Origin of the sequence: Flavobacterium sp. W21_SRS_FM3, from assembly GCF_052113625.1 — a bacterium.
GTDB lineage: Bacteria > Bacteroidota > Bacteroidia > Flavobacteriales > Flavobacteriaceae > Flavobacterium.
In genome coordinates this window covers 1-24,468 of record NZ_JBGQOD010000006.1, presented here as the reverse complement: position 1 = coordinate 24,468, position 24,468 = coordinate 1, and the positions used below count along the sequence as shown (strand labels likewise).

At 34.5% G+C, this 24,468-nt stretch carries 24 protein-coding genes; 18 read left to right on the top strand and 6 right to left on the bottom strand.

What is annotated here, in order from left to right; translation table 11 throughout:
- Positions 1-2 precede the first annotated feature (2 nt).
- From ACEN2K_RS10310 to ACEN2K_RS10235, 16 genes are all read left to right on the top strand, one after another.
- On the top strand, positions 3-941 hold the full coding sequence (locus ACEN2K_RS10310) for a glycosyltransferase family 2 protein (RefSeq protein ID WP_441759254.1): 939 nt from the start codon (positions 3-5) through the stop codon (positions 939-941).
- Positions 928-1,578: a class I SAM-dependent methyltransferase gene (locus ACEN2K_RS10305; RefSeq protein WP_441759253.1), complete on the top strand. Its 651-nt coding sequence runs from the start codon at positions 928-930 to the stop codon at positions 1,576-1,578. Before ACEN2K_RS10310 ends, ACEN2K_RS10305 begins: the two co-directional genes overlap by 14 nt.
- 41 nt (positions 1,579-1,619) lie before the next feature.
- Positions 1,620-2,291, top strand: a complete 672-nt coding sequence (locus tag ACEN2K_RS10300) for an acylneuraminate cytidylyltransferase family protein (RefSeq protein WP_441759252.1) — start codon at positions 1,620-1,622, stop codon at positions 2,289-2,291.
- A 10-nt stretch (positions 2,292-2,301) separates the two neighbouring features.
- Positions 2,302-3,342 (top strand): N-acetylneuraminate synthase family protein, encoded by a 1,041-nt coding sequence (locus tag ACEN2K_RS10295; protein ID WP_441759251.1) that lies wholly within the window; start codon positions 2,302-2,304, stop codon positions 3,340-3,342.
- A gap of 434 nt (positions 3,343-3,776) precedes the next feature.
- The gene (neuC, locus tag ACEN2K_RS10290) at positions 3,777-4,898 is read left to right on the top strand and encodes a UDP-N-acetylglucosamine 2-epimerase (RefSeq protein ID WP_441759250.1); all 1,122 of its coding nucleotides are present in this window, start codon (positions 3,777-3,779) and stop codon (positions 4,896-4,898) included.
- Positions 4,899-4,912: 14 nt separating this feature from the next.
- Positions 4,913-6,307: a hypothetical protein gene (locus tag ACEN2K_RS10285; protein ID WP_441759249.1), complete on the top strand. Its 1,395-nt coding sequence runs from the start codon at positions 4,913-4,915 to the stop codon at positions 6,305-6,307.
- Complete coding sequence (locus ACEN2K_RS10280; protein WP_441759248.1) at positions 6,300-7,379, top strand: glycosyltransferase family 4 protein; 1,080 nt, start codon at positions 6,300-6,302, stop codon at positions 7,377-7,379. Before ACEN2K_RS10285 ends, ACEN2K_RS10280 begins: the two co-directional genes overlap by 8 nt.
- 56 nt (positions 7,380-7,435) lie before the next feature.
- Entirely contained in the window at positions 7,436-8,869 is a 1,434-nt protein-coding gene (locus ACEN2K_RS10275; RefSeq protein ID WP_441759247.1) for an MBOAT family O-acyltransferase, read from the top strand.
- A 21-nt stretch (positions 8,870-8,890) separates the two neighbouring features.
- Complete coding sequence (locus ACEN2K_RS10270; RefSeq protein ID WP_441759246.1) at positions 8,891-9,775, top strand: hypothetical protein; 885 nt, start codon at positions 8,891-8,893, stop codon at positions 9,773-9,775.
- Positions 9,772-10,917 (top strand): glycosyltransferase family 4 protein, encoded by a 1,146-nt coding sequence (locus ACEN2K_RS10265; protein ID WP_441759245.1) that lies wholly within the window; start codon positions 9,772-9,774, stop codon positions 10,915-10,917. The genes ACEN2K_RS10270 and ACEN2K_RS10265 overlap by 4 nt, the downstream gene beginning before the upstream one ends.
- Positions 10,918-10,920: 3 nt before the next feature.
- Positions 10,921-12,459, top strand: a complete 1,539-nt coding sequence (locus ACEN2K_RS10260; RefSeq protein WP_441759244.1) for a glycosyltransferase family 2 protein — start codon at positions 10,921-10,923, stop codon at positions 12,457-12,459.
- Entirely contained in the window at positions 12,456-13,448 is a 993-nt protein-coding gene (locus ACEN2K_RS10255) for a glycosyltransferase family 2 protein (protein WP_441759243.1), read from the top strand. The genes ACEN2K_RS10260 and ACEN2K_RS10255 overlap by 4 nt, the downstream gene beginning before the upstream one ends.
- 1 nt (position 13,449) lies before the next feature.
- A complete protein-coding gene (locus ACEN2K_RS10250; protein WP_441759242.1) occupies positions 13,450-14,565 on the top strand; it encodes a glycosyltransferase in 1,116 nt (371 codons plus the stop codon).
- Positions 14,565-15,647: a glycosyltransferase gene (locus ACEN2K_RS10245; protein WP_441759241.1), complete on the top strand. Its 1,083-nt coding sequence runs from the start codon at positions 14,565-14,567 to the stop codon at positions 15,645-15,647. The genes ACEN2K_RS10250 and ACEN2K_RS10245 overlap by 1 nt, the downstream gene beginning before the upstream one ends.
- On the top strand, positions 15,640-16,971 hold the full coding sequence (locus tag ACEN2K_RS10240) for an O-antigen ligase family protein (RefSeq protein WP_441759240.1): 1,332 nt from the start codon (positions 15,640-15,642) through the stop codon (positions 16,969-16,971). Before ACEN2K_RS10245 ends, ACEN2K_RS10240 begins: the two co-directional genes overlap by 8 nt.
- Positions 16,972-17,133: 162 nt before the next feature.
- Positions 17,134-18,525 carry an exopolysaccharide biosynthesis polyprenyl glycosylphosphotransferase gene (locus ACEN2K_RS10235; RefSeq protein WP_441759239.1) on the top strand — a complete coding sequence of 464 codons (1,392 nt, stop codon included), beginning with the start codon at positions 17,134-17,136 and terminating at the stop codon, positions 18,523-18,525.
- Between the two features lie 16 nt (positions 18,526-18,541).
- On the opposite strand, the gene ACEN2K_RS10230 is transcribed toward ACEN2K_RS10235, so the two are convergent.
- Positions 18,542-19,681 (bottom strand): lipoprotein N-acyltransferase Lnb domain-containing protein, encoded by a 1,140-nt coding sequence (locus tag ACEN2K_RS10230; protein WP_441759238.1) that lies wholly within the window; start codon positions 19,679-19,681, stop codon positions 18,542-18,544.
- A 27-nt stretch (positions 19,682-19,708) separates the two neighbouring features.
- Positions 19,709-20,695 (bottom strand): PorV/PorQ family protein, encoded by a 987-nt coding sequence (locus ACEN2K_RS10225; RefSeq protein WP_441759399.1) that lies wholly within the window; start codon positions 20,693-20,695, stop codon positions 19,709-19,711.
- Positions 20,696-20,968: 273 nt separating this feature from the next.
- Between ACEN2K_RS10225 and ACEN2K_RS10220 the strand changes: the two genes are divergently transcribed.
- Positions 20,969-21,679, top strand: a complete 711-nt coding sequence (locus ACEN2K_RS10220) for a CDP-alcohol phosphatidyltransferase family protein (protein WP_441759237.1) — start codon at positions 20,969-20,971, stop codon at positions 21,677-21,679.
- Between the two features lie 7 nt (positions 21,680-21,686).
- Positions 21,687-22,550: a glycoside hydrolase family 25 protein gene (locus tag ACEN2K_RS10215; RefSeq protein ID WP_441759236.1), complete on the top strand. Its 864-nt coding sequence runs from the start codon at positions 21,687-21,689 to the stop codon at positions 22,548-22,550.
- 4 nt (positions 22,551-22,554) lie between these two features.
- Here ACEN2K_RS10215 and ACEN2K_RS10210 read toward each other — a convergent pair whose 3' ends face one another.
- The 4 genes from ACEN2K_RS10210 to tatC form a co-directional block, all read right to left on the bottom strand.
- Positions 22,555-22,782: a DUF5808 domain-containing protein gene (locus tag ACEN2K_RS10210; protein WP_441759235.1), complete on the bottom strand. Its 228-nt coding sequence runs from the start codon at positions 22,780-22,782 to the stop codon at positions 22,555-22,557.
- Positions 22,783-22,795: 13 nt separating this feature from the next.
- Positions 22,796-23,536, bottom strand: coding sequence for an LPS export ABC transporter ATP-binding protein (lptB, locus tag ACEN2K_RS10205; RefSeq protein ID WP_441759234.1), 741 nt, complete (start codon positions 23,534-23,536; stop codon positions 22,796-22,798).
- 103 nt (positions 23,537-23,639) lie between these two features.
- The gene (locus ACEN2K_RS10200; protein WP_026706953.1) at positions 23,640-23,987 is read right to left on the bottom strand and encodes a carboxymuconolactone decarboxylase family protein; all 348 of its coding nucleotides are present in this window, start codon (positions 23,985-23,987) and stop codon (positions 23,640-23,642) included.
- A gap of 2 nt (positions 23,988-23,989) precedes the next feature.
- A partial coding sequence (tatC, locus tag ACEN2K_RS10195) for a twin-arginine translocase subunit TatC (RefSeq protein WP_441759233.1) occupies positions 23,990-24,468 on the bottom strand: 479 nt, incomplete at its 5' end.

The following is a 24,468-nucleotide window of genomic DNA, read 5'->3' as shown; positions in this document are numbered from 1 at the left end:
GAATGGAGTTGACAAAACCTGCTTTCACGATTCTAATAACCACAAAAAATAGAATTAAAGATCTTAGGATTACTTTAGCTAAATGTACCGCTTTGTTTAGCTATGATCAAGTGAACTATATAATTTGTGATGATGGCTCGACTGACGGAAGCCATGATTTTATTGCAAAACAATATCCTCTAATTCAACTAATTCAAAACAAAGAAAGTAAAGGATTAATATACAGTAGGAATAGATTACTTGATTTAGTTACAACACCATTCGCTATTTCTTTGGATGACGATGCCCATTTTATTACCCAAAATCCTTTGCAAATAATTAGCGCCTATTTCGATACCAATCCAGCGTCCGGTTTACTTGCGTTTCGCATCTTTTGGGGGCTCGAAGCACCTATTTCGACCAGCACAAACGAAAAAGACCAGGTAGTACAAAGTTTTGTAGGTTGCGGACATGTGTGGCGTATGGAGGCATGGCGTAGTATTGCAAATTACCCAGAATGGTTCGAGTTTTACGGTGAAGAGGATTTTGCTTCTTATGAATTGTTTAAGAACAATTGGTCTGTTGATTATGTACCTCAAGTTTTAGTACAACATCGTGTAAATGTCAAAGCCCGAAGGAACGATTTGGATCATAATTTGCGTTTAAGACGCTCTTTGCGTTCAGGTTGGTATTTGCTTTTTATGTTTACTCCATTGCATTTAGTGCCACGAAAATTTAGTTATTCAATCTGGATGCAGTTAAAACGAAAAGTATTCAAAGGAGAATTAAATGTACTGTTGGTGTTGCTATTAGCATTCAAGGATTTAATTGTAAATTTCCCTAAACTCTTTAAACAGGGCAAGAGATTGTCTCCCAAAGAATGGGAAGTGTATTCAAAATTAAGCCCAACAAAAATATATTGGCAACCAAGCCACGAAAAAATTACGGATGATAAATTATAAAAAGCTAGACCGCAGTCAGTGGGTTGAGGCAAAATTAAAGCAGGTAATTAATCAATTGCCAAATAAAACAATAAGTGATATTGGCGCCGGATTTGGGTGGTTTCAGCCTATAGCGCAGCGATTTCAAATGGAGTGGCAACCTTTCGATTATATCAGGAAAATTGATGCATCTGTCATTTGGGATCTCAATAACCCCGCTGCTGCAACATCTAAAAAGCCTGGGTTTGTCGTTTTTTTAGAGGTTTTAGAACATTTGTCAAATCCAGAATTAGGTATTAGGAACATTGCGAACCATATTGTAACAGGAGGGTTCATTGCGATTACTACCCCAAATCCGTTGAGCGCGGCAAGCAAGTTCTCAATGCTGTTTAAAAATGCGCTATATGCTTTTCAAGATAAACATTTAGTAGAACATCACGTTTATGTTCCCTTGCCGCATATTGTAAAATTTCATTTAGAAAACAACGGCTTCGAAATTATCGAAATGGCAACCATCGGGAAAATAATACGTCCAAAGTTTTATTTTCATTTTAATTATGTAAAAGATGTGGTGCATTATATTATTTTGAAATTGTTTGCCTTACAAAGAGCTGAATCATGTGGTCATACGCAAGCTTATTTTGCAATCAAAAAATAAGGATGTTGTGAAAAGTGGTTTTAATTTTAAATAGAAGTGATATGAAAAACATTGTCATCATACCAGCGAGGGGCGGTTCCAAACGCCTACCAAATAAAAACATCATGCTTTTAGGAGGGATTCCGCTTTTTGTTCATGCTATCGCTTACGCAAAAAAAAATCAGGATATTGTAGATGAAATATATGTAAGTACAGATGATCCTTCGATCAAGAAAATAGCACTAGAACAAGGAGTTCAAGTCATCGATAGGCCGGTAAATATTGCGGGAGATTTAGAACCTACCATAACAGCTTTGCAACATGTTTTAGAGTCTATTGAGGATGAGGTTGCAAATGTTATTGTATTGCAACCCACAAACCCATTGCGTCCCGAAAATTTATTGAAAGAAGCCTTTGTTACATTCAGCAACAATCAGTCGAGTAGCTTATTTACGGTAAGCCGCAACGAGTATAAACTAGGGAATATTGTTGAGGACCGTTTTATTCCAATGAATTACAAAGCTGGTCAGCGTTCTCAGGATTTAGCACCTCTTTATTTTGAAAATGGGCTATTGTATATCTGTCAAGCAAAACAAATAGTAAAGGGCGAAATTATGAATGAAAGTAGCTTTCCTTATCTTGTACATCATATTTTTGCTACTGTGGACATTGACACCCAAGATGATTTTGACTACGCAGAATATTTATTTCAAAAATTCCTAAAAACTAATTGATAGCACAATTATGAACCCATATATAGAAATAGCAGGCCGAAAAATAGGGCCCGATTTTCCGCCATTAGTCATTGCAGAAATTGGAATCAATCATGAAGGTTCTTTGGCTGTTGCCAAAGAAATGGTTGATGCCGCTCATCGAGCAGGAGTGGAGGTAGTAAAACACCAAACCCATATTGTAGCAGATGAAATGAGTGGTGCTGCCAAAAAAGTTATTCCAGGCAATGCAGATGTTTCGATATACGAAATCATGGAACGTTGTTCCTTAAATGAAGCAGAAGAATTTAGTCTAAAAGAGTACGTTGAAAGTAAAAAAATGATCTTTATTTCAACACCTTTTTCTCGTGCGGCAGCCAACAGATTAGAGAAATTTAATGTACCGGCTTATAAAATAGGTTCGGGAGAATGCAATAACTATCCTTTGCTAGAGCAGATTGCTTCGTTTGGTAAACCCGTTATCTTGAGTACAGGAATGAATACTATAGATAGTGTTACAAAGGCAGTATCTATATTTGATAAACACAAGGTTCCTGTTGCGCTATTGCATACTACTAATTTATATCCTACGCCTATTCATTTGGTTCGTTTTGGCGCTATGACAGAGCTGCACGAATCTTTTCCGGATAAGGTTTTTGGTTTGTCAGATCATACTTTAAATAACAATGCCTGTTTGGGGGCAGTGGCCTTGGGTGCAAGTATCCTAGAGCGTCATTTTACAGATACCATGCAACGCACAGGTCCAGATATTGTGTGTAGTATGGATGAGAAGGCAACAAAGGATTTAATTGTGAGTTCTAATGAAATCTGGCAAATGCGAGGTGGCACTAAAGAACCAGCCAAAGAAGAACAAGTCACCATAGATTTTGCATTTGCTACAGTATGTACTATTAAACCAATAAAAAAGGGAGAACCGTTTACCATGGATAATATTTGGGTAAAACGCCCCGGAACGGGTGAAATTTTAGCTGAACGATTTAATGAGTTGATAGGGAAGATTGCTTTGAGGGATATAGAGAATGATGAGCAATTGAAATTGGAGGATATTGAGTAAAGGCTTTGACTCCGCCGAGAAATATCGTTTGTCAATTCGAGCGGAGTCGAGAATCTAGTTTAGATGAAACGTGATTTGATAAAAGGGCTTCGACTCCGCTCAGCCTGACAGTGATGCATGCAACAACGATTGTCAATTCGAGCGGAGTCGAGAATCTAGTTTAGATGAAACGTGATTTGATAAAAGGGTTTCGACTCCGCTCAGCCTGACAGTCGTAATTGAAACAACAATTGTCAATTCGAGCGGAGTCGAGAATCTGATTTAGATGAAACGTGATTTGATAAAAGGGCTTCGACTCCGTTCCCCCTGACAGTGATGCATGCAACAACGATTGTCAATTCGAGCGGAGTCGAGAATCTGGTTTATATAAAACGTAATTTGACAAAAAGGCTTCGACTCCGCTCCGCCTGACAATAGGAATTTAAAAATAATTAATGAAAAAAATAATTTTCTTAACAGGTACTCGTGCTGATTTTGGAAAAATAAAATCTTTGATTTCAATTCTGGATGTTCATGCTAGTTTTGAGGTTTTTGTTTTTGTTACCGGCATGCACATGCAGGAAGAATACGGCTATACACTATTGGAAATCCAACGCTGTCAGTTCAAAAACATTTATACGTTTGAAAACCACACCGACGAAGCCACAATGGATTTGACACTAGCGAAAACTATTGAAGGGCTATCCAGTTATTCGAAAAAAATAAATCCTGATTTAATCGTGGTGCATGGTGACCGAGTAGAGACGCTGGCGGGTGCAATAGTAGGTTCCTTAAATAATATTTTAGTAGCTCATATTGAAGGTGGTGAATTATCAGGAACGGTAGATGAATTGATTAGGCATAGTGTAAGTAAACTGAGTCATATTCATTTTGTTTCGAATGAGGAAGCGGCCAAAAGATTGCTACAAATGGGCGAAGTTGCTTCCTCTGTTTTTACGATTGGTTCTCCGGATATTGATATCATGTTTTCGAATACCTTGCCTAGCCTTGAAGTTGCTAAAGAATATTATCAAATTGATTTTGAAAAATTTGCTATAGTGATGTTCCATCCCGTAACTACAGAAGCTAATGAAATGGAACAGTACACAGATAATATTGTCAATTGTTTGCTGGACGATCATCATAATTATGTAGTTGTTTATCCGAACAATGACTTGGGTAGTAAATATATTATATCGACATACAAACGATTCGAAAATAATAACCGCTTCAGAGTTATTCCTTCCTTGCGTTTTGAGTATTTTTTAAGCTTACTCAAAAACGCACAATTCATTATTGGCAATAGTAGTGCAGGAATCAGGGAAGCACCATACTACGGATTGCCCATCATCAATATTGGAACAAGACAACAAAACCGTGCCGTTCATGCTGATATTCTGAATGTAGATTATTCGGTGGAGAGCATCAGTAGTGCTTTGAAAACTATTGATGATCATCAAACAGTAGCTGTTAATCCTGATTTTGGTTCTGGAAACAGCAGTGCATTATTTTTACAAGTAATTGAAAAAGAAACGTTTTGGACCATCAATCATCAAAAGCAATTTAGAGGAATCTAATAATTCCAAAAGAAATGAAAAAACTAGGAATAGTAATAACTGATGGGGTTGGTTTTCGTAATTTTATTATGAGTGACTTCATTGCAGCCGCAACTAAGGAATTTGATTCAGTAACTATTTATTCGGGTTTACCTATTAGTGCTTTCCCAACAAAGTTGATAGAAAGCGTTGATGTCAGAGAATTAACAGTTTTTGAGGAACCTAAGTTAACTTGGTTTTTTAGAAAATGGAAAGAAGTGGCACATTTACAAAGATTTAAATCTTTTTACGGAATGAGCGACACATTGACATCAGGTTATCCTAAAGAGAATTCATTGAGAGCTATTGTAGTAAAATGTATTTATGCTGTTACGAGAGTAATCCACTCTGATTGGAGTATTATGCAAATCGAAAAATTACAGTTTTTTAGTTTTTCAAATCATGAAGTAACAAAATCGTATATCAAACTATTAGCAACAGACCGACCAACACAATTGTTCTTTACCCACCAAAGACCGCCTTATTTAGCTCCTTTTTTATATGCTGCGATTAAAAATAAAATACCAACAACTAGTTTTATTTTTAGTTGGGACAATTTGGCTTCAAAAGGAAGGATGTTAGGGACCTTTGATTCTTTTTTAGTTTGGAGTAATTTGATGAAAAAAGAGTTGTTGCATTTTTACCCTAATGTTACTACTGATAAAGTAAAAGTGGTAGGTACGCCTCAGTTTGAACCCTATACAATGGAGCAATATAGTTGTTCTAAAGATGAATTTCATACCCTTTTTGATTTAGATAAAAATAAGAGAATTATTTGCTTCAGCTGTGCAGATGCTAGTATTGGAGGGAATGATCCAATAGTTGTTAAAGCGATAGTTAAAGCGATTCGAGCTGGTAAGATAACGAATTGTCAACTTGTAGTTCGTACTTCTCCAGCCGAAGAAGCAACTCGGTTTGCTACAATCAAAGCGGAGTTTCCAGAAATTAGTTGGAATAATCCCAAGTGGATTCTAACTCGTGAAAACCATGCAGAAGCCTGGTCACAACGCATTCCTTCTATAGAAGATATCAAAGATTTACGCGCACTATTGCAATATGCTGATCTCAATGTGAATATGTGCTCGACTATGAGTTTGGATTTTATGCTATTTGATAAACCCGTAATCAATACTGTTTTTGGTAATCTTGAAAATGGGTTGTACAATGATCAACGATTTTTAAATTACGATCATTATAAAAAAGTGATCGACAGCGGAGCAGTTACTATTGCTAAAGACGAAAAGGAATTAGTCGAACAAATGAATGAAGCCTTAGCAAATCCTGCTGGTCGAAGCCTTAAACGAAAAGGGTTGGTAGCCATGCAAATCAGCACATCTCTTGAAGGAACAAGTAAGCGTATTGCTCAATCTCTAGCACAACTCAATGGATAATTTAAAGAGAATAGCAATACTCTGCAATTATGAATTGCTTCCCGAACGTGTAGGAGGTATGGATTATTTCTTTTGGGAGTTTGATGCCAGTTGTAAACAGAATAATATTCAAATAGATTGGTTTTTCCCCAATAAATCGAATCATGGTGACTATAGCAAGCTCACTATTTATGCAAGCGGGAATCAAAGTATCGAAGCTTTTTTTCTGAATTTCAGCAAAAAGCACGAGCCTACTTACACCCATATTATCACTCATTTTGTAGCATTGTGTACGTCGTTTTTTAAAAAAATAAAACAGTTATCGACTGCTGAGGTAATAGGAGTCGATCATAACCCTAGGCCGTTGCATGGGTATCCGTTAAAAAAGAAAGTCGAAAAAAGAGTCAAAGGATTACTGTACTCCCGATATATCGATCACTTCATTGGGGTATCTCTTTTTTCGGTTCACGCGATGATCCAGGATTTTGGGATACAAATAAAATCCAAAACGAAGCTTGTTTATAACGGATTGCAGCAAGACAACTTTAAACAGAAAACTAGTTTTGTTACAAATAATCGGTTTATAGTTGCCTCGCATTTGCGAAAAGAAAAGGGAATTCAAGATTTAATTTTGGCGGTTAAATTATTGAACGATGAGGTTAAATTTGACTTTACCATCGCTATTTATGGCGAAGGTTATTACCAAACTGATCTAGAAAACTGTATTAAAGAATACAATTTGCAAGATTATTTTAGTTTTAAAGGGAGTATTTCTAATCTCAAAGAGTTGTATGCCAACTATGATTATTTAATACATCCATCGCATGGAGAAACTTTTGGATACGCGGTTTTAGAGGGGTTGTTGTCTCATTTACCAGTGGTAACTACTGCTAATCAAGGAAATGTTTTAGGATTGGTACAGAATAATCAAAACGGATTTTTGTTTCAAGAACAAGATGTGGAAGGACTAAAAACAATTCTTCAAAATATTTTAAGTTCAAAGGTAGCTATCAAAGAAGATGCATTTGAGGCAGATTTAAGTGATTTCTCGCTCCATAAAATGGTTAAAAATCACCTGCAATTACTCTCTTAAAAATAAGTATAACGCTCCCGAAATATTATATTTGCGCCTTTCATTTATTATAACTTATGTTTTTTAACTCCCTAAGCTTTGCGGTTTTTTTACCCATCTTTTTTGTGTTGTATTGGTTTGTTTTTAATAAAACCAAAAGCAGTCAAAATCTACTTTTAATTCTAGCAAGCTATTATTTCTATTCTTGTTGGGATTGGCGTTTTCTGTTTTTATTGGTTTTTTCTACTTTTCTGGATTATTATACCGGAATCCAAATAGAAAAAAACAAGAACGAAAAAATCAGGAAATTCTGGTTCTGGTTGAGCATCGGAATCAATTTGGGATTTCTGGCTGTTTTTAAATACTATAACTTTTTTGCGAGTTCGTTTGCCACACTTTTGAGTGATTTCGGCCTTAAAACAAGTCCGTTTTTGCTAGACGTGGTCTTGCCTGTGGGGATTTCGTTTTACACCTTTCACGGATTATCGTATGTAATTGATATTTATTACAAAAGGATAAAAGCCGAATACAACTTTGTAGATTACTCCCTTTTTGTGAGTTATTTTCCGCTGTTGGTTGCTGGGCCTATTGAGAGAGCCACGCATTTATTACCTCAAGTTAAGGTCAAAAGAACGTTTGACTATGAGAAAGCCAAGCAAGGTGCTTATCAATTTATATGGGGACTGGTAAAAAAAGTGGTCATTGCTGACACTTGTGCCACCTATGCCAATGCTATTTTCGATAATTATACGCACATGAATTCATGGTCCTTAGTGTTGGGAGCGGTTTATTTTGCCTTCCAAATTTATGGGGATTTTTCAGGCTATTCGGATATGGCATTGGGAATGTCTAAGTTATTCGGAATGGATTTACTTCGAAATTTTAATTACCCCTATTTTTCGAGAGATATTGCCGAGTTCTGGCGTCGTTGGCACATTTCGTTGTCCTCTTGGTTTCGGGATTATTTATATATTCCGTTGGGAGGGAGCAAAGGGTCTAAAATGAAACAAGTGCGTAATGTGTTTATTATTTTTGTAGTCAGTGGTTTTTGGCATGGTGCCAACTGGACGTATCTGGCTTGGGGATTTATAAACGCCTTGTATTTCTTACCGCTTTTAGTACTTAATAAAAATAGGTCTAATATGGAGATGGTTCAGTTGCAATGGAATTTCGCTTCCGCAAAAGAGATCCTGCACATCTTTTACACTTTTGCATTAGCGTGCTTGGTTTGGATCTTTTTTAGAGCAAAGTCGATTACTGATGCCGTTTTGTACATCAAAAGAATATTCACTGAGGGGAATTTTAGTTTGCAATACTTAACTAACGAGCGCTATAACCAAGAACTACTGTTGATGATTATTCTTTTTGTTGTGGTCGAATGGAATAATCGATTCAAAGAAGAACCGCTTTCGGGTAAAAACAGTTGGTTGAAGGTCGCTTTAGCAATTGCTGCTATTATTGCCTTAGGAACCTACTCTGATTACAAAGAATTTATCTACTTCCAGTTTTAAAAATATATAGTACTAATTGATATGAAAAAGTTTTTACTTTTTATTTTAAAAATAAGCTTCGTTCTTGTAGTTGTGGCTATTGCGCTAGACTTTGGTTTTACAACCATTTACAAACAATCTAAAAACAGAGGAAAAATTGATTATGTTTTTAATTCTGCTGCCCGAAAATATGATGTGGTTATTTTAGGATCGTCAAGAGCCAATAATCATTTTGTGTCCGATTTATTCGAAAAACAAGGCTTGATAACATTCAATTACGGGATGAGTGGCGGGCATTTATATGAAGCTTCCTTATTACTTAAATTAATGATCGAACGAAAATACGAAATCAAAAATGTGATTCTGGAAGCGGACTTGAATCTATCAAATGACCATCAGGCCGAAGGGATATCAGCTAAATACTTGCCGTATTTGCATAGCTCTGAAACCGTACGTAAACATTTTGAAAACGAAAAAGATTTTAACGAGCTCTATTATATTCCTTTTTATAGGTACTTAAAGTTTGAAACAAGAATAGGCGTCAGGGAAACTTTTTTTACATCAATTCAAAAAAAGTCAAAGTTGATATTAAATGGAGGGTATTACTCTTTAGGGAAAACCAAAGGGAATATGAAAAACAACATTACTAAGTTAAAACCGTTGCCTCACAATAAATATTACGAAGAAATAAAAGCGTTATGCAAGGCCAATAATATTCATTTTATTGCCATTATGACGCCTATGTGTGAGAATGTTACGGGCATGAATTATTTTGATAAAGTACACAAAGCGTATCCTGAAATTCACAATTACGAAAATGCAGTGGTAGAAAACAAGTATTTTTCTTCTTGTGGTCACATGAATGATGAAGGCGCGCGCCTGTTTACGAATGTTATTATACACGATTTTTTTAAATCAAAAAAATGAAAATAGCTTTTCTTACACCAGAATATCCGCATGTTCTTACTGGAAATTCAGGAGGGATAGGCACGAGCATCAAGAACCTGGCGGTAGGACTTGTAGCGGCTGGTTGTCAAGTACGCGTTATAGTGTACGGACAAGATCAAGATGCTTTTTTTAAGGATGAGAATGTGGTGATTCAGCAAATTAAGAACATAAAAATCAAAGGCTTGTCTTGGTTTTTTACTCGAAAAAAAATCGAACGAATTATCAATCAATTGTATAAAAGCAACCAAATTGATTTAGTTGAAGCACCAGATTGGACAGGAATCACCTCTTTTATTAGCCCGAAAAAATGCCCGATAGTGATTCGTTTGAATGGTTCTGATACCTATTTCTGTAATTTAGACCATCGCAAGGTAAAATGGAAAAATAAATTTCATGAAAAACGCGCATTACAAAAGGCTGACGCCTTACTCTCCGTTAGTCAGTTTACCGCTGATCAAACCAATGCTGTTTTTGGGCTAAATAAAAAGTTTACGATCATCCCTAATTCCATTGACGTCAGTGCGTTTGATCAAAACAAGGATAGCGTCATAATGCCCAATACTGTTTTGTATTTTGGAAGTCTCATTCGAAAAAAAGGACTGCTAGAATTACCTTTGATTTTTAATAAATTAATTGAAACAAATCCAGCTGCAGAATTGATGATAGTTGGTAAAGATGTGTCAGACATTATTTCGGGCGCTGCTTCCACTTGGGAAATGATGCAAGAGCTGTTTACGCCAGAAGCTTTATTGCGTGTCAATTATGTTGGAGCGGTACCGTATACAACAATTCAGCAGCATATAAATGCAGCAACCGTTTGTGTTTTTCCTTCGTTTGCGGAGGCTTTACCAGTCTCGTGGATAGAAGCAATGGCGTTAAGCAAACCGATAGTAGCTTCCAATATTGGCTGGGCTTCGGATGTAATTGATGATGGTATAAATGGATTTTTGGTGCACCCAAAAGAACACTCCCTGTATGCTGCTAAGATAAATTCTATACTAGAAAATGCAGCTTTACAGCAAAAGTTGGGTTTAGCCGCCAGAGAAAAAGCAATAGCAAAATTTAGCATTGCTGTTGTAGCAAAGCAAAGCATGGATTTTTATAAAACTGTAATTCAATAAAATTTGATTTTTATATATCATACTAACAAGGCCATTTCAAGGGTCGAAAATGAATTAGGAGAACTGATTGATTTTGACGCTACCGTTCCAGTCTCTTTCGGATTGCGACAAATAGCGGCTAAGAATCCGGATGTTGTTTTAGTATGGTGTCACGTAGATTACGCGAAGGGTTTGAATGTTGAGGTTGTAAACAAGTTGTTTCACCACAATAAATTAATGCTTTCTTTTAATCCAAATGATAGCTTTTTTATAAGTGATCAAATTGGGTATGTTGATGAGTCATTATTTGTAAATGTCAATAAAAAAGTGCGTTTTCCTACTTGGCAAATGAGTAGTGCTGTGGGCATGATTCATGCTTCGGTACTTGTCAAGTTAGAAAGTATTCCTTGTCAAAATAATTTGGATTATTATTTGAGTTCAATTGCAAAGTTAGCAATGCCAAAAGGTTTGCTGTGCTATTACGAACCTAGATTGCTATTCGACCAAAACAATAATAAGGAAATAACAGCGTCAACGTTCACTATGTTTCGATTTGTAAAACAACATTATAAAACGCGTTGGGTCTTTTTATTGTTTCTTAATTTATTATGGTACGAAAAGAAGCTGCCGATTTTCCCTTTTTTTCTTTCGCTGTTTTATAAAAGAAGAGTAGCAAGTAAGATTAATTTAGAGGATATAAAAGTCGTCTCAAATGAGGATGTTGTACAACAGGAAACCATTGATGTTATTATCCCGACAATAGGGAGGGAAAAATACTTGCACGATGTTTTAAAGGATTTAGCAAAACAAACAGTATTGCCGCAAAAGGTCATTGTTGTAGAGCAAAACCCAATTGATGAGAGTGTTTCCGACTTAGATTATCTAGTAAAGGAAAGTTGGCCTTTTGAAATTAAACATATTTTCACGCATCAAGCAGGAGCTTGTAATGCTAGAAATCTCGCATTGCAAGAGGTAGAAAGTGACTGGGTTTTTCTAGCGGATGATGACAATCGTTTTGAATCTACTTTAATTGAATCTGTTTTTGTACAACTGGAGCAGTATGGAGCTTATGCAGTTTCGGTGGCCTATCCTCAAAATAGAGAAGCAGTTTTAATTTCGAATGTAAAACAAGCTGAAACTTTTGGAGCGGGCAATAGTTTTGTTAAAAAGGCACTCCTGAGCAAAATTTCATTTAATGAAGGTTATGAATTTGGTTATGGAGAAGACAATGATTTCGGGATGCAAATTAGAAATCAAGGTATTGATGTGTTGTATTTGCCTGAGCCTATAATTATGCACTTAAAAGCACCAATGGGTGGCTTTAGAACTAAGCCAAAACTAGCTTGGGAGCATGATGAAATTCAGCCAAAACCATCTCCTACTGTAATGTTGTTTCAAATAATGCATAAAACAAAACAGCAAAATTTAGGGTATAAGACTATTTTGTTTTATAAGTATTACCAGCATCAATCAATAAAAAATCCATATACTTATTTTAAAAGTTTTAAAAAGCAATGGGAAAGAAGTCTTTATTGGGCGGATAAATTAAATACCATAGGATGAAATTCTCTTTAATTGTTTGTACGTATATGCGTCCTAAACCTTTGCTGAAGCTTTTGCAATCGGTACAAGGGCAAACCCTATATCCAGATGAAATTTTAATTGTAGATGGTTCTAAAAATGATGAAACACAAGCTATTTTACAGCAGAATCCTTTTCGTAATTTAGAATATTTTAAAGTTTTAGAGACCGAAAGAGGGCTAACCAAACAACGTAATTATGGTGTTGCACGTGTGGGTGAGGAGATAGAAGTGGTTTGTTTTCTTGATGATGATACGGTACTTGATGCCGATTATTTTGAACAGCTACTAAAAACGTATCAAGTATATCCTGAAGCTTTAGGGGTAGGAGGCTATATTATAAATGAAACTAAAAGTGAGTTTGTAGGCTATGATTATAAACCAACAATTAAAGAATATTATTTTGATGGCTGGAAACAAAAAGACGGTAGTCGTTTTGTGATGCGCAAAAAAATGGGTCTCCATAGTGATTGCCCGCCCGGATATTCATCCATGTATTCGCACGGACGCAGTGTGGGGTTTTTACCTCCAAGCGGGAAAGTATATCCTGTAGAAATGTTGATGGGAGGTGTTTCGTCTTTTAAAAGAACAGTTTTTAATACTCTTCAGTTTTCCACTTATTTTGATGGATATGGCTTGTATGAAGACGCCGATTTTACATTGAGAGTTGCTAAAACAGGGAAATTATATTTGAATACTGCTGCAAAACTTAATCATTACCATGATGCTGCTGGTAGGCCTAATCAGTACGTATATGGCAAAATGGTGGTACGGAATGGCTGGTATGTCTGGCGTACTAAAAATCCAAACCCAACAATTCAACATCGGTTAAAATGGCACGCCATTACTATTTTATTAACGGTGATTCGTTTTACAAATGTAATTACAAGTTCAAGTAGAAAAGAAGCATTTACTGAAGCCTTGGGTAGAACTTTAGGTTGGTGGAGTTTGTTGATTAATAAACCAAAATAAGATGAATTTAACCATTATCACAAGTGTTCCACACATCAAAAACGGAAACCAATATTTTGCTTATGCACCTTATGTTTATGAAATGAATATTTGGGCAAAGCAAGCACATGAGCTTGTGATTGTTGCGCCTTTATCAAATCAAACAAGATCAGCAATTGATGTAAATTATAAGAAGGATAACATTAAGTTTCAGCCTGTTTTTAATTTTGATGTTACAACAGTAATATCAATAGCAAAAGCAACTTTTTATATTCCAATAAATATGTTTAGGATATATAAAGCGATGCGTCAGGCCGATCATATCCATCTTAGATGTCCCGGGAATACAGGCTTGTTGGGCTGTATTGTACAGATTTTTTTTCCAAATAAATCAAAAACGGCTAAATATGCTGGAAATTGGGATCCAAAAGCAAAACAACCTTGGACTTATAAACTCCAACAAAAAATACTTCAAAATACTTTTTTGACCAGAAATATGCAGGTTTTAATTTATGGAGTTTGGGAAGGGCAAACTAGTAATTGTAAGTCATTTTTTACAGCTAGTTATTTTGAAAACGAAAAAGAAAGTTTAGTTGCAAAAAACTTAGAAGCTACTATTAATTTTATTTTTGTTGGGGCCTTAGTAAAAGGAAAGAATCCGCTTTATGCCATACAACTTGTTGAAGAGCTATTAAATGAAGGTTTTAATGTTAGTTTAAATATATACGGTGAAGGTGTAGAACGAGCAGTTCTAGAAGACTATATTGCAGTTAATAATTTGATCGGGATCGTGTCGTTAAAAGGAAATCAGGATAAAGCAACATTGAAAAAAGGATACCAACAAAGTCATTTTGTACTGCTTCCTTCGGAAAGTGAAGGTTGGCCAAAGGCAATTGCCGAAGCCATGTTTTGGGGAGTTGTGCCTATTGCATCTGCTGTTTCATGCGTTCCCTTTATGTTGGATTATGAGAATAGAGGTATATTGTTAGCGATGGATCTCAAGGAGGATTCGTTAAAGTTAACAGATGTTTTGCAAAATAATAGTGAGTACAAAATGAAACAAAAAAACGCTTTCGATTGGTCTCAAACCTATACGCTTGATGTTTTTGAATATGAAATTAAAAAATTAATCGGCTAATGCGTATTGTTCAACTTATAGATTCTCTTGAAGCAGGTGGAGCAGAGCGTATGGCAGTAAATTACGCTAATGCTTTGGCTGATAAAATTGATTTTTCGGGATTAGTGGTGACTCGAAAAGAAGGGCCACTTTTAAAAACGATAAGCAATGAATGTTCATATTTATTTTTAGAAAAGAAAAAGACATTAGATTTTAAATCTATTTTTCGGTTAAAAAGATACATTGTTAAAAATAATGTTAATATAGTTCATGCTCATGGAACTTCTTTTTTTACAGCAGTTTTGTTAAAATTAATATCTCCTAAAATAAAGATTGTATGGCATGAACACTATGGAGCTCGGGTGCTGCAGTCTTCAAAGGATGGTTTGATCTTAATGTTCTGTTCACTGTTTTTTAGTGCTGTTTTTGTGGTAAACAAAAAGTTGGAGTTTTGGGTAAAACAGCATCTATTTTGTAAGAAAGTATTTTATATTCCTAATTTTGCAATTCTCCTTCCAAATATAATAAAATCAACTGTATTAAAAGGTGTTCCAGGTAAACGTATTGTATGTCTGGCAAACCTTAAAAAGCCCAAAAATCATCTGGATTTAATTAAATGTTTTTATCATTTACAATTAAATAAGTTAGACTGGAGTTTACATTTGATTGGAGAAGATTATCAGGATGATTATTCGAGACAATTAAAAGAATTTTTAGATTGCAATAATTTAGAAAATGCGGTATTTATTTATGGAGCCAAAAATGATATTCAAAATATTTTGTCCCAATCCACCATAGGAGTTTTGGTTTCGACATCTGAGGGTTTTCCTGTTAGTTTGTTAGAGTACGGTTTATCTGCTTTGCCTACATTGTCAACAAACGTGGGCTCATGTCCAGAGATAATAATAGATAAAAAGACAGGTTTACTTTTTAATCCTGTAGAAAGATCAGAATTAAAAAAACAACTGAATTCTATAGTGTTGAATAAAGCAATGAGAGATCAATGTGGGCAAAAATTACAAATGCATGTCCTTGAAAATTTTTCAGAATATAAAATTTTAAAACTGATAATTTCAAAATATAAAATAATTGGAAATGACTAAAGTAGATATTAATTATCTCAATTTAATTTTACTCCATCTTGGTATTGGTCTTTTAATATATCTGTTTCCATTTGTGTCTAAAATTTACGGGTATTCTATTTTTATTATAGGTTTTTATTATGTTATAAAAACTCAAAATAAAAATAATGAAGCACTAATCATTGCAGCTTATGTAGTAGGGAGCGAAGTCTTTTTGCGTATGACAGGTGGAAATCCATTATATGAAATATCAAAGTATGCTGTTGTATTTTTTATTTTAATAGGAATGTACTACAGTGGGTTTTCAAAAGGCGCGTTGCCGTATTGGCTTTTTTTGTTACTATTAGTACCAGGAGTAATAATAGCGACGTATAGCCTTAATTATGACAGTAATATTAGGACAACTATAGCGTTCAATATTTCAGGACCTGTGTGTCTTGGTGTTTCATCTCTATATACGTATCGTAGAGCTATTTCAATGAAACAAATGAATAATCTATTGCTAAGTATAGGTTTGCCAATAGTTTCTTGCATGGTCTATTTAAGTTTTTACACACCAAATATCCAAGATGTTATAACTAGCACACAGTCCAATTTTGAAACCTCTGGAGGTTTTGGTCCAAATCAAGTTGCCACCTTTTTAGGATTAGGGATGTTTATTTTTTTTTCACGAATCATTTTAGAATCCCCATCAAAACTCTTGTTGTTAATCAATTTAATTCTTGCACTTAACATTACCTATAGAGGAATGGTGACTTTTTCAAGAGGTGGAATGATTACTGGTTTTTTAATGATCGTTTTACTATTATTCTTTTTGTATCTGAAAACTGGTTTAAATGGCAGAGTGAAATTGAATTATGTAGCTATTTTGATTTTAATAGCATTAATAGCAACTTGGGGTTATACTTCTTTTCAAACCGGAGGTTTAATTGATAAAAGATATGCTAATCAAGATGCTGCAGGAAGGGCCAAAGAAAGTCAATTCACTGGTAGAGAAGATGTCGCGCAAAATGAGATTAATATATTTTTTAAAAATCCATTTTTTGGAGTAGGTGTAGGTAAAGGAGCAGAAGTTAGGGAGAAAGAGACAGGGGATAAGGTTTTGTCTCATGATGAAATCACTAGGATGCTAGCTGAACATGGTTCACTAGGTATATTGGCCTTGTTAATTCTATTTATAACACCGTTAGTATTATATGTCGAAAACAAATTTAATATGTATTTGCTATGCTTTGTAGCTTTTTGGTTTTTAACGATTAATCATGCTGCAATGCGAACAGCTGTTCCCGCTTTTGTGTACTCTCTTTCTTTGTTAAATGTTCAACTAAAATCAACTAAAAAATAGAAAGAGGTCTAAAAAAATATGGAGAATTAACATAATGTAGATAATAGGAATTTTAATTTTTCCCCCATCAATTTAACATATTAATTTGTTGACAGAAAGATACGTTTTTATAAGAATTTTTAAGCAAAATGAGTAAATTGCACGAATAAATGCGATAAATAAATGCCGAAAAATAAAATACATTTTGAAATATCAGAAAGAAAAATGATTCTTCGTCTTTTTGATGTTTTAGTCGTTTTATCAGCTTTGTATTTAATAGGAAGTGCATTTACTATAGAATACTTATTGGATTCGGTGACCAACTTACCATGGATTATTGTATTAGCTGTTTATCTTAATTTTTTCGGAACTATTTTCGAAATGTATAATCTACAAGTAGCAAGTAATGAATTCCAGGTTTTAAAGAGTACGCTCTTTACTGTTTCCACAACTGTTCTAGTGTACTTGTTAACTCCTATAGTTTCTCCTTTATTGCCTCCCAATCGTTTGCAAATAGTTACATTTTATGTAGTAATTATTGTTTCACTGTTTCTGTGGAGAATCTTCTATGTTAAATTTTTAGCTTCTAATAGGTTTTTTCAAAATGCCATATTAATTTGTGATAATGATCAGGTAGAAGAGTTAATTATTGGACTTGAAAATATTGATCCAAATTATAAAATTGTTGCTTACGTAAGTTCAGATTATATTGAAGAGGAAGTTTCGCGAACCCATTATGTACAAAATATACGACGAGAGGATCTATCTAATTATGTAAAAAGTAACAAAGTTTCTGAAATTGTAATTGCCTCTCAGAGAACTGAGGGAATAACTACTGAATTGTATTTGCAATTACTACATTTACTAGAATCTGGGAATATTATTAGAGAATATACTCAGGTTTATGAAAATAAAACACAACGAATTCCGGTACAATATATTGAAAGGGATTTTTATCGTTTTTTCCCTTTTAGCCGCAGTAACCAAAACAAATTGTATTTGTCTGTTGTACGAATAATTGAAATTGTTTTATCGTTTATAGGCTTAATTATTGGAGGTTTTTTATGTCCTCTTATTTTTTTAGGAAACTTGCTAGGGAATAAAGGAAAGTTATTCTATACCCAGGAACGCGTAGGTAAAGATGGAGTAATTTTTAATATTTTGAAATTTCGGACAATGATAAAAAATGCCGAAAGTCATGGAGCTGTTTATACCACATCCAATGATAGCAGGGTGACTAGTTTCGGTAAATTTTTACGCAAAACAAGAATGGATGAATTTCCTCAGTTTGTGAATGTTTTAAAAGGCGATATGGCTATTATTGGTCCTCGACCAGAGCGCCCTTTCTTTGTAAAGGAAATTGCTGAGCGAATGCCGTTTTATGAAACAAGACACGTTATAAAGCCAGGTCTTACGGGATGGGCGCAAGTAAATTACTCTTACGGGGAAACAGTTGAAGATAGTTTGACTAAGTTGCAATATGATCTTTATTATATCAAACACAGAAGCTTTTACCTAGACTTAAATATAACATTAAAAACAATTACAACCATACTATTCTATAGGGGGCAATAAGCGCTTAATTAAAATATTAAAGAATCGAATTTGTGCTTTTTTTATTTTGAAAAGCTATTCTAGCTAACAAAATTCCGTTAGTGAGTATCAAAGGGAGTACGATAAGCAAATGTGCCTTATTGATAATTAACGCCAAATAAACCACTAAACAAATCAGATTAAAAATGGCTAAATTATACGTCCATTTCATTTTGTCTCTATAGTTAAATAATAGTAGAAACAGCAATAAAGGGTTTAATAATAAAATGTTGTAATTGTATGCTAATTCTTGATGATCAGAATAAAAACCAGCAAAAACAAAAAACAGCCCTAGTAATGCGATTAAAAGTAAATATACTTGTGCGATTTTCTTATGGTTTATCAGTACTATAAAAAGCAAAAACAGTATATAAGTATAAGCATTGTTCCACCAGGAAGAGGGGGTTGTTTCATTAAAGGCTAGTAATGTCTTGCTGTCTTTGGCAAGAGGATTATTTTGGTATTTTGTGGCTTTTAAACTTTTTAACAGTTCAAAAGGTAAAAATATTTGCGATCCTTGCTGATCTACCTTTTTTCCAAAAATAATACTGGTTCCTAGTTTTTCATAAAAGTGATTGTCAAAATATGGATATAAGATGGATCGATACGTTAAATTAGTATCTCCGTGTTTTACGATGACATTTCCTTTTAATGTTTTGTTTACAATATCAACGACCATTGAAGTACAGTTTTTATCAATAAACTTATAGGTATAATGACTTTCTCCTGACGATAAGGAGCTGTTTAAATTAGTGAATAATTTCTGTTTTAAAGCTAGATTAATGTTCAACTCTTGTTCATACACCGCTCTTTTTTCATAATTGTATTCGTTCATGAAATCAGTAAAGGAGTGTGCTACTGCAAAGTACTGAAGGTCTCCTTTAATAAATTTTAAGGCAAAGTTAGGGGTGTTAAAGTCAAAAGCTCCATAGTTATATACTGCATCAATGTAGTTTTTAGGATCTGCAATACGAATGGCTGTGTGACCAAAAAGTGAATACGATTCGTTTCCAGTTCCACAGGTTAAGATACTCACTCGTGCGTCTTGAGACAATGTAATGCTTTGTGCAAAATTTGTAGTAGCCGAAAGAATTATAGCTATAAAAAGGATTGTTTTTTTTAAAATAGAATGCTGCATTGCCTTAAATTTATTTAATAAGTATATTTAATTTCTAAAAAGGGATAAATCCACTTTTACCGAAAAAATGTTTGAATAGATCGCTGTACTTTGATTTCCTAGGTCTGTTAAGGCATAATCAATTTGGATGCCTTTGTATTTGAACCCGAGTCCAATGTTGGGCTGAAATTCTACTTTTGTCGTATTGTCTAACTGTAAATTGTTTTGAAAGTTTCCTACACCTGCACGTAAAAAAACTAAATCAGTGTATCCAAATTCTAATCCTACTGCTGGATCGATACTGACATATTCTGTAGCTACTAAGTCATTAGTTTTTGAGAACCGCATATTTGCATTGGCTGCAGCCAAAATACTATAGTCATACCGAATTATAAATTTTTTCGAAATTCCCACTTGTAATTTTGGAGCAGTAATCTCCGTGCTCTCTGGTAACTCTTGGTTCTGCCCAGGCACCGCATCAGCAATTTTTTGATATTCCTCTTCATCAATATTCCAAACATTGTAGGTAGTGGTAATATCTCGAAGCATTAATCCAAACTGCCAATTGTTTCTTTCGAATTGTAAACCAACATCAAATCCAAAGCCCCAGGAATCAGCAAACTGCCCAATGACTCTTCTAATTATTTTAGCATTCACTCCATATTGAAAGCCGGGAACAGCTAATTTACGAGCATAAGAAAATGTAAAACCATAATCAGCGGTAGAGAAAAGACTGATTCTATTGTAGTCAATATTACCTTGGCTGTCTATTAGTTCAGTGGTGTTTAAAATGTCATCCACACCAAAACGAATTAATGAAATTCCCCATGCACTGCGTTCATCAATCGGGCTACCATAAGCGATATAGTCATATTGAGCAATATTGGCGAAATAATTAGCATGCATTAAGCCTATCTGATTGTCCTCTAGTTTGATTAGTCCTGCAGGATTCCAGTAGCCAGAATTCACATCTGAAGTAGACGCTACAACAGCATTTGCCATCGCTAATGCAGCAGCATCCACACCAATATTCATAAATTCATTGGAGTATTTTCGGACTGTCTGACTATGACCAGCAGTGAGAGTTAATAGAAATACTAGGAATTGAATTTTTTTCAACTGTATTGTTTTTACAAGGAGGCTGTTTGATATTTTTACCAAAAATATAATTTTTTACTGAGCTATATTCTTCATAAGGTTAAATAAATCATTTTCTGACTCATGCTGTTAACAATCTCTGTTTAAAAAGAGGCTGACATTCACATATTATATTAATTTTGTAAGCTTACTTCTTTAAATGAAACTGAAATGAACATTAAAAAACATATTCCTAATTTAATTACTTTACTCAATCTATTATGCGGTTGTATTGCTGTAGTCTTTGCTTCTAAGCAGGATTTTGAAGCGGCTTTTTATTTTGTTTGTTTGGGAATTTTTCTTGATTTTTTTGATGGTTTTTTTGCTCGTTTATTTAAAGTAGCCAGTCCTCTTGGTTTAGAATTAGATTCATTAGCGGATATGGTGACTAGTGGTGTTGTTCCTGGATTTGTCATGTTTTACATGATGGTAAACAGTCAGCATGAGATTGCAGCTTTTCCAGAGCTTGCTTACCTTGGTTTTATTATTACTATGGGATCTTGCTATCGTCTTGCTAATTTTAATATTGATACCAGACAAACGGATTCTTTTATTGGGTTGCCAACTCCGGCCAATACACTCTTTATAATGAGTTTACCATTAATTATTAAATTTTCTGATTCTTTGCTACTACTTGAGATTTTAACTAATCAATGGGTTTTGTTGGCAATCACACTTTGTAGTGCATATATTTTAAATGCTGAAATTCCGTTGTTTTCTTTAAAGGTGAAAAAGTTCACACTTAAAGACAATACGCTACAAATATTCTTCTTGTTGATCTCTGCTTTTTTACTAGTCTTCTTTCAATTTTTAGGAGTTGCATTAGTGATTATTATGTATGTTTTTTTATCTATAATAAACAACAAGTTACTTAAAAAGTAATGGCTAAATGAGGAAGAAATCCATTAGAGCAACCAGGAGTAGAAATTACAAGTCTAAAAAGAAAGCGTCCTTTTTTAGTGGGAAAATCATAAAGTATATTGTTCTCATTTCTTCGGTTTTTATTTTTTTAGCATTTGGTTATCATTATCGTGAAGGTTTAGCGTATTATTTTAGTTTCAAAACCACTAAAATTTTAAAAGAAGCCGCTGAAAGTAAACGGCTTTCTGATGTTAGGAATTTTCAGGTTTTAGAGCAGCATCAAGGTAAAGCAATTGGTATTGACGTTTCAGAATATCAAGGGGATATCAGCTGGTCATTTGTGGATACTTTAGAATCTAAATACCCGCTTCAATTTGTTTTTATACGTGCAACCGTTGGGAATGATCGCGTGGATAAAAAGTTTAAAGAGAATTGGCTTGGCGCCAAAAAAAATAAAATGATCAGAGGTGCTTATCATTATTACAGACCTAATGAGAATTCTATTGAGCAGGCAGCGCTTTTTATTAACACCGTAGTGTTACAGAAGGGAGATTTGCCACCTATTCTTGATATTGAACAATTGCCTAAAAATCAATCTGTAACAAGGCTAAAAGTTGGTTTAAAACGGTGGTTGAATAAAGTAGAAGCACATTATAAGGTAAAACCAATTATTTACACTGGTGAAAAATACTATGATGATTTCTTGAAAGAGGAATTTAGTGATTATCTTTTTTGGATAGCTAATTACAATTTCTACAGAGAAAAAATTCAAGAAGACTGGTTGTTCTGGCAGTTCACGGAAAAAGGTTCCGTACCGGGAATCAGTGGGAATGTGGATGTTAATATTTATAACGGAGACTTGCAACAATTAGAGTTTATCACCGTGGAGTAATTTTTTATTTCTTTAATATGACTGCAAGTGCAGCTATGGCTACTATAGCTATTAGAATAAAGACCGACTTAGGATTAGCAAAGTTCACCGTCCATCCTGTCCAAATAATTCTTTTTGGCGGGAAAATTCTTGGATCTTCTCTATTGAAGTAAAAAAGGCCAAATACCCAATTATCTGGGTCTTTATGCCATCTTTCTAGTGTTTCCTTAGAAGGTTTTCCTTGCTGTTTCATTAGAGATAGCTTTTTAAAACTCTATTTTCTTTTTACGCAATTCAAAATTTTGACCTAAGTAAACGCGACGTACCATTTCATCTTCCACTAATTCTTCAGGTACACCGGCTTTTAAAATCCCTCCTTCAAACATTAAGTAGGTCTTGTCTGTAATGGCTAGTGTTTCTTGAACATTATGATCGGTAATCAAAATTCCAATATTCTTATTTTTCAGCTGCGCTACAATTCGTTGAATATCCTCTACAGCAACGGGATCAACCCCTGCAAAAGGCTCGTCTAGTAAGATAAATTTTGGGTCGGTTGCTAAACAACGAGCAATCTCAGTACGACGACGTTCTCCTCCAGAGAGTAAATCACCACGATTCGTGCGGATGTGTTCTAAACTAAATTCTTCTATTAGGCTTTCCATCTTAGCTACCTGCTCTTCTTTTGAAAGCTTGGTTAGCTGTAAAACACTTAGTATGTTATCTTCAATGCTTAATTTTCTAAAAACCGAAGCTTCTTGCGCTAAATAACCAATACCTTGTTGTGCTCGCTTGTACATCGGGTAATCAGTGATGTTCAGATCATCCAGATAGATGTTTCCTGAATTGGGTTTTACTAATCCCACAATCATGTAAAAGGAAGTAGTTTTTCCAGCACCATTTGGTCCTAGAAGACCTACAATTTCTCCTTGGTTCACTTCTACAGAAATCCCTTTTACGACACTTCTCCCTTTGTATGTTTTAACTAAATTTTCGGCTCTTAAGATCATATTCTTTGGTTTAAAACTATCAGCATGTAACTATTTAAATGTTGGTTTGTTTCATTGGTACAAATTAACGAATAAACAAACCAACAATTAAAGCTGTTAACAATTATTTAGACTCTTCGAGAGCTTCCCAGAACTCGTATGCTCTGCGTAAATGAGGTACTACGATAGTTCCACCTACTAAAGTGGCAATTCCCATAGCTTCCATCATTTCTTCTTTAGTAACGCCTTCTTTGTGACTGGTTTCTAAATGGTATTTAACGCAGTCATCACATCTTAAAACTGCTGATGCAACCAGTCCTAATAACTCTTTTGTTTTTACATCTAGAGCTCCAGGTGCATAAGCATTTGTGTCTAGGTTAAAAATACGCTTTACAATTTTATTATTGTCAGCTAATAATTTTTCGTTCATTCTAGAACGGTACTCATTGAATTCTTCGATGATATCTGCCATTTTTATTCTTTTTCTTTTTTGGAAACAAATACTGAAATAAAGATACTTGCTTCATAAATTAATAACATTGGTATTGCAACAATAGTCTGGCTTACTACATCTGGAGGTGTAACAATCGCAGCGATGATAAGCACTAATACTACAGCATATTTTCTATATTTTCTTAAAAAGGACGGAGTAACTAATCCTAGTTTTGTTAGAAAATAGATGATTATAGGCAATTCAAAGAATAACCCACTCGCTAACACGGATGTCTTTACCATTCCGATGTAAGAATCTAGCGTAAACTGATTTAGAACCATCGGGCTCACGGTAAAAGTCGCTACAAAATTAACCGACATAGGAATCACTACGAAGTAACCAAACAGTACTCCTAGGAAAAACAATAATGAAGAGAACAACACAAAAACCTTAGCATTCTTCTTTTCATTGGTATATAGTGCTGGGCTAATGAATTTCCAAACTTCCCATAAAATATAAG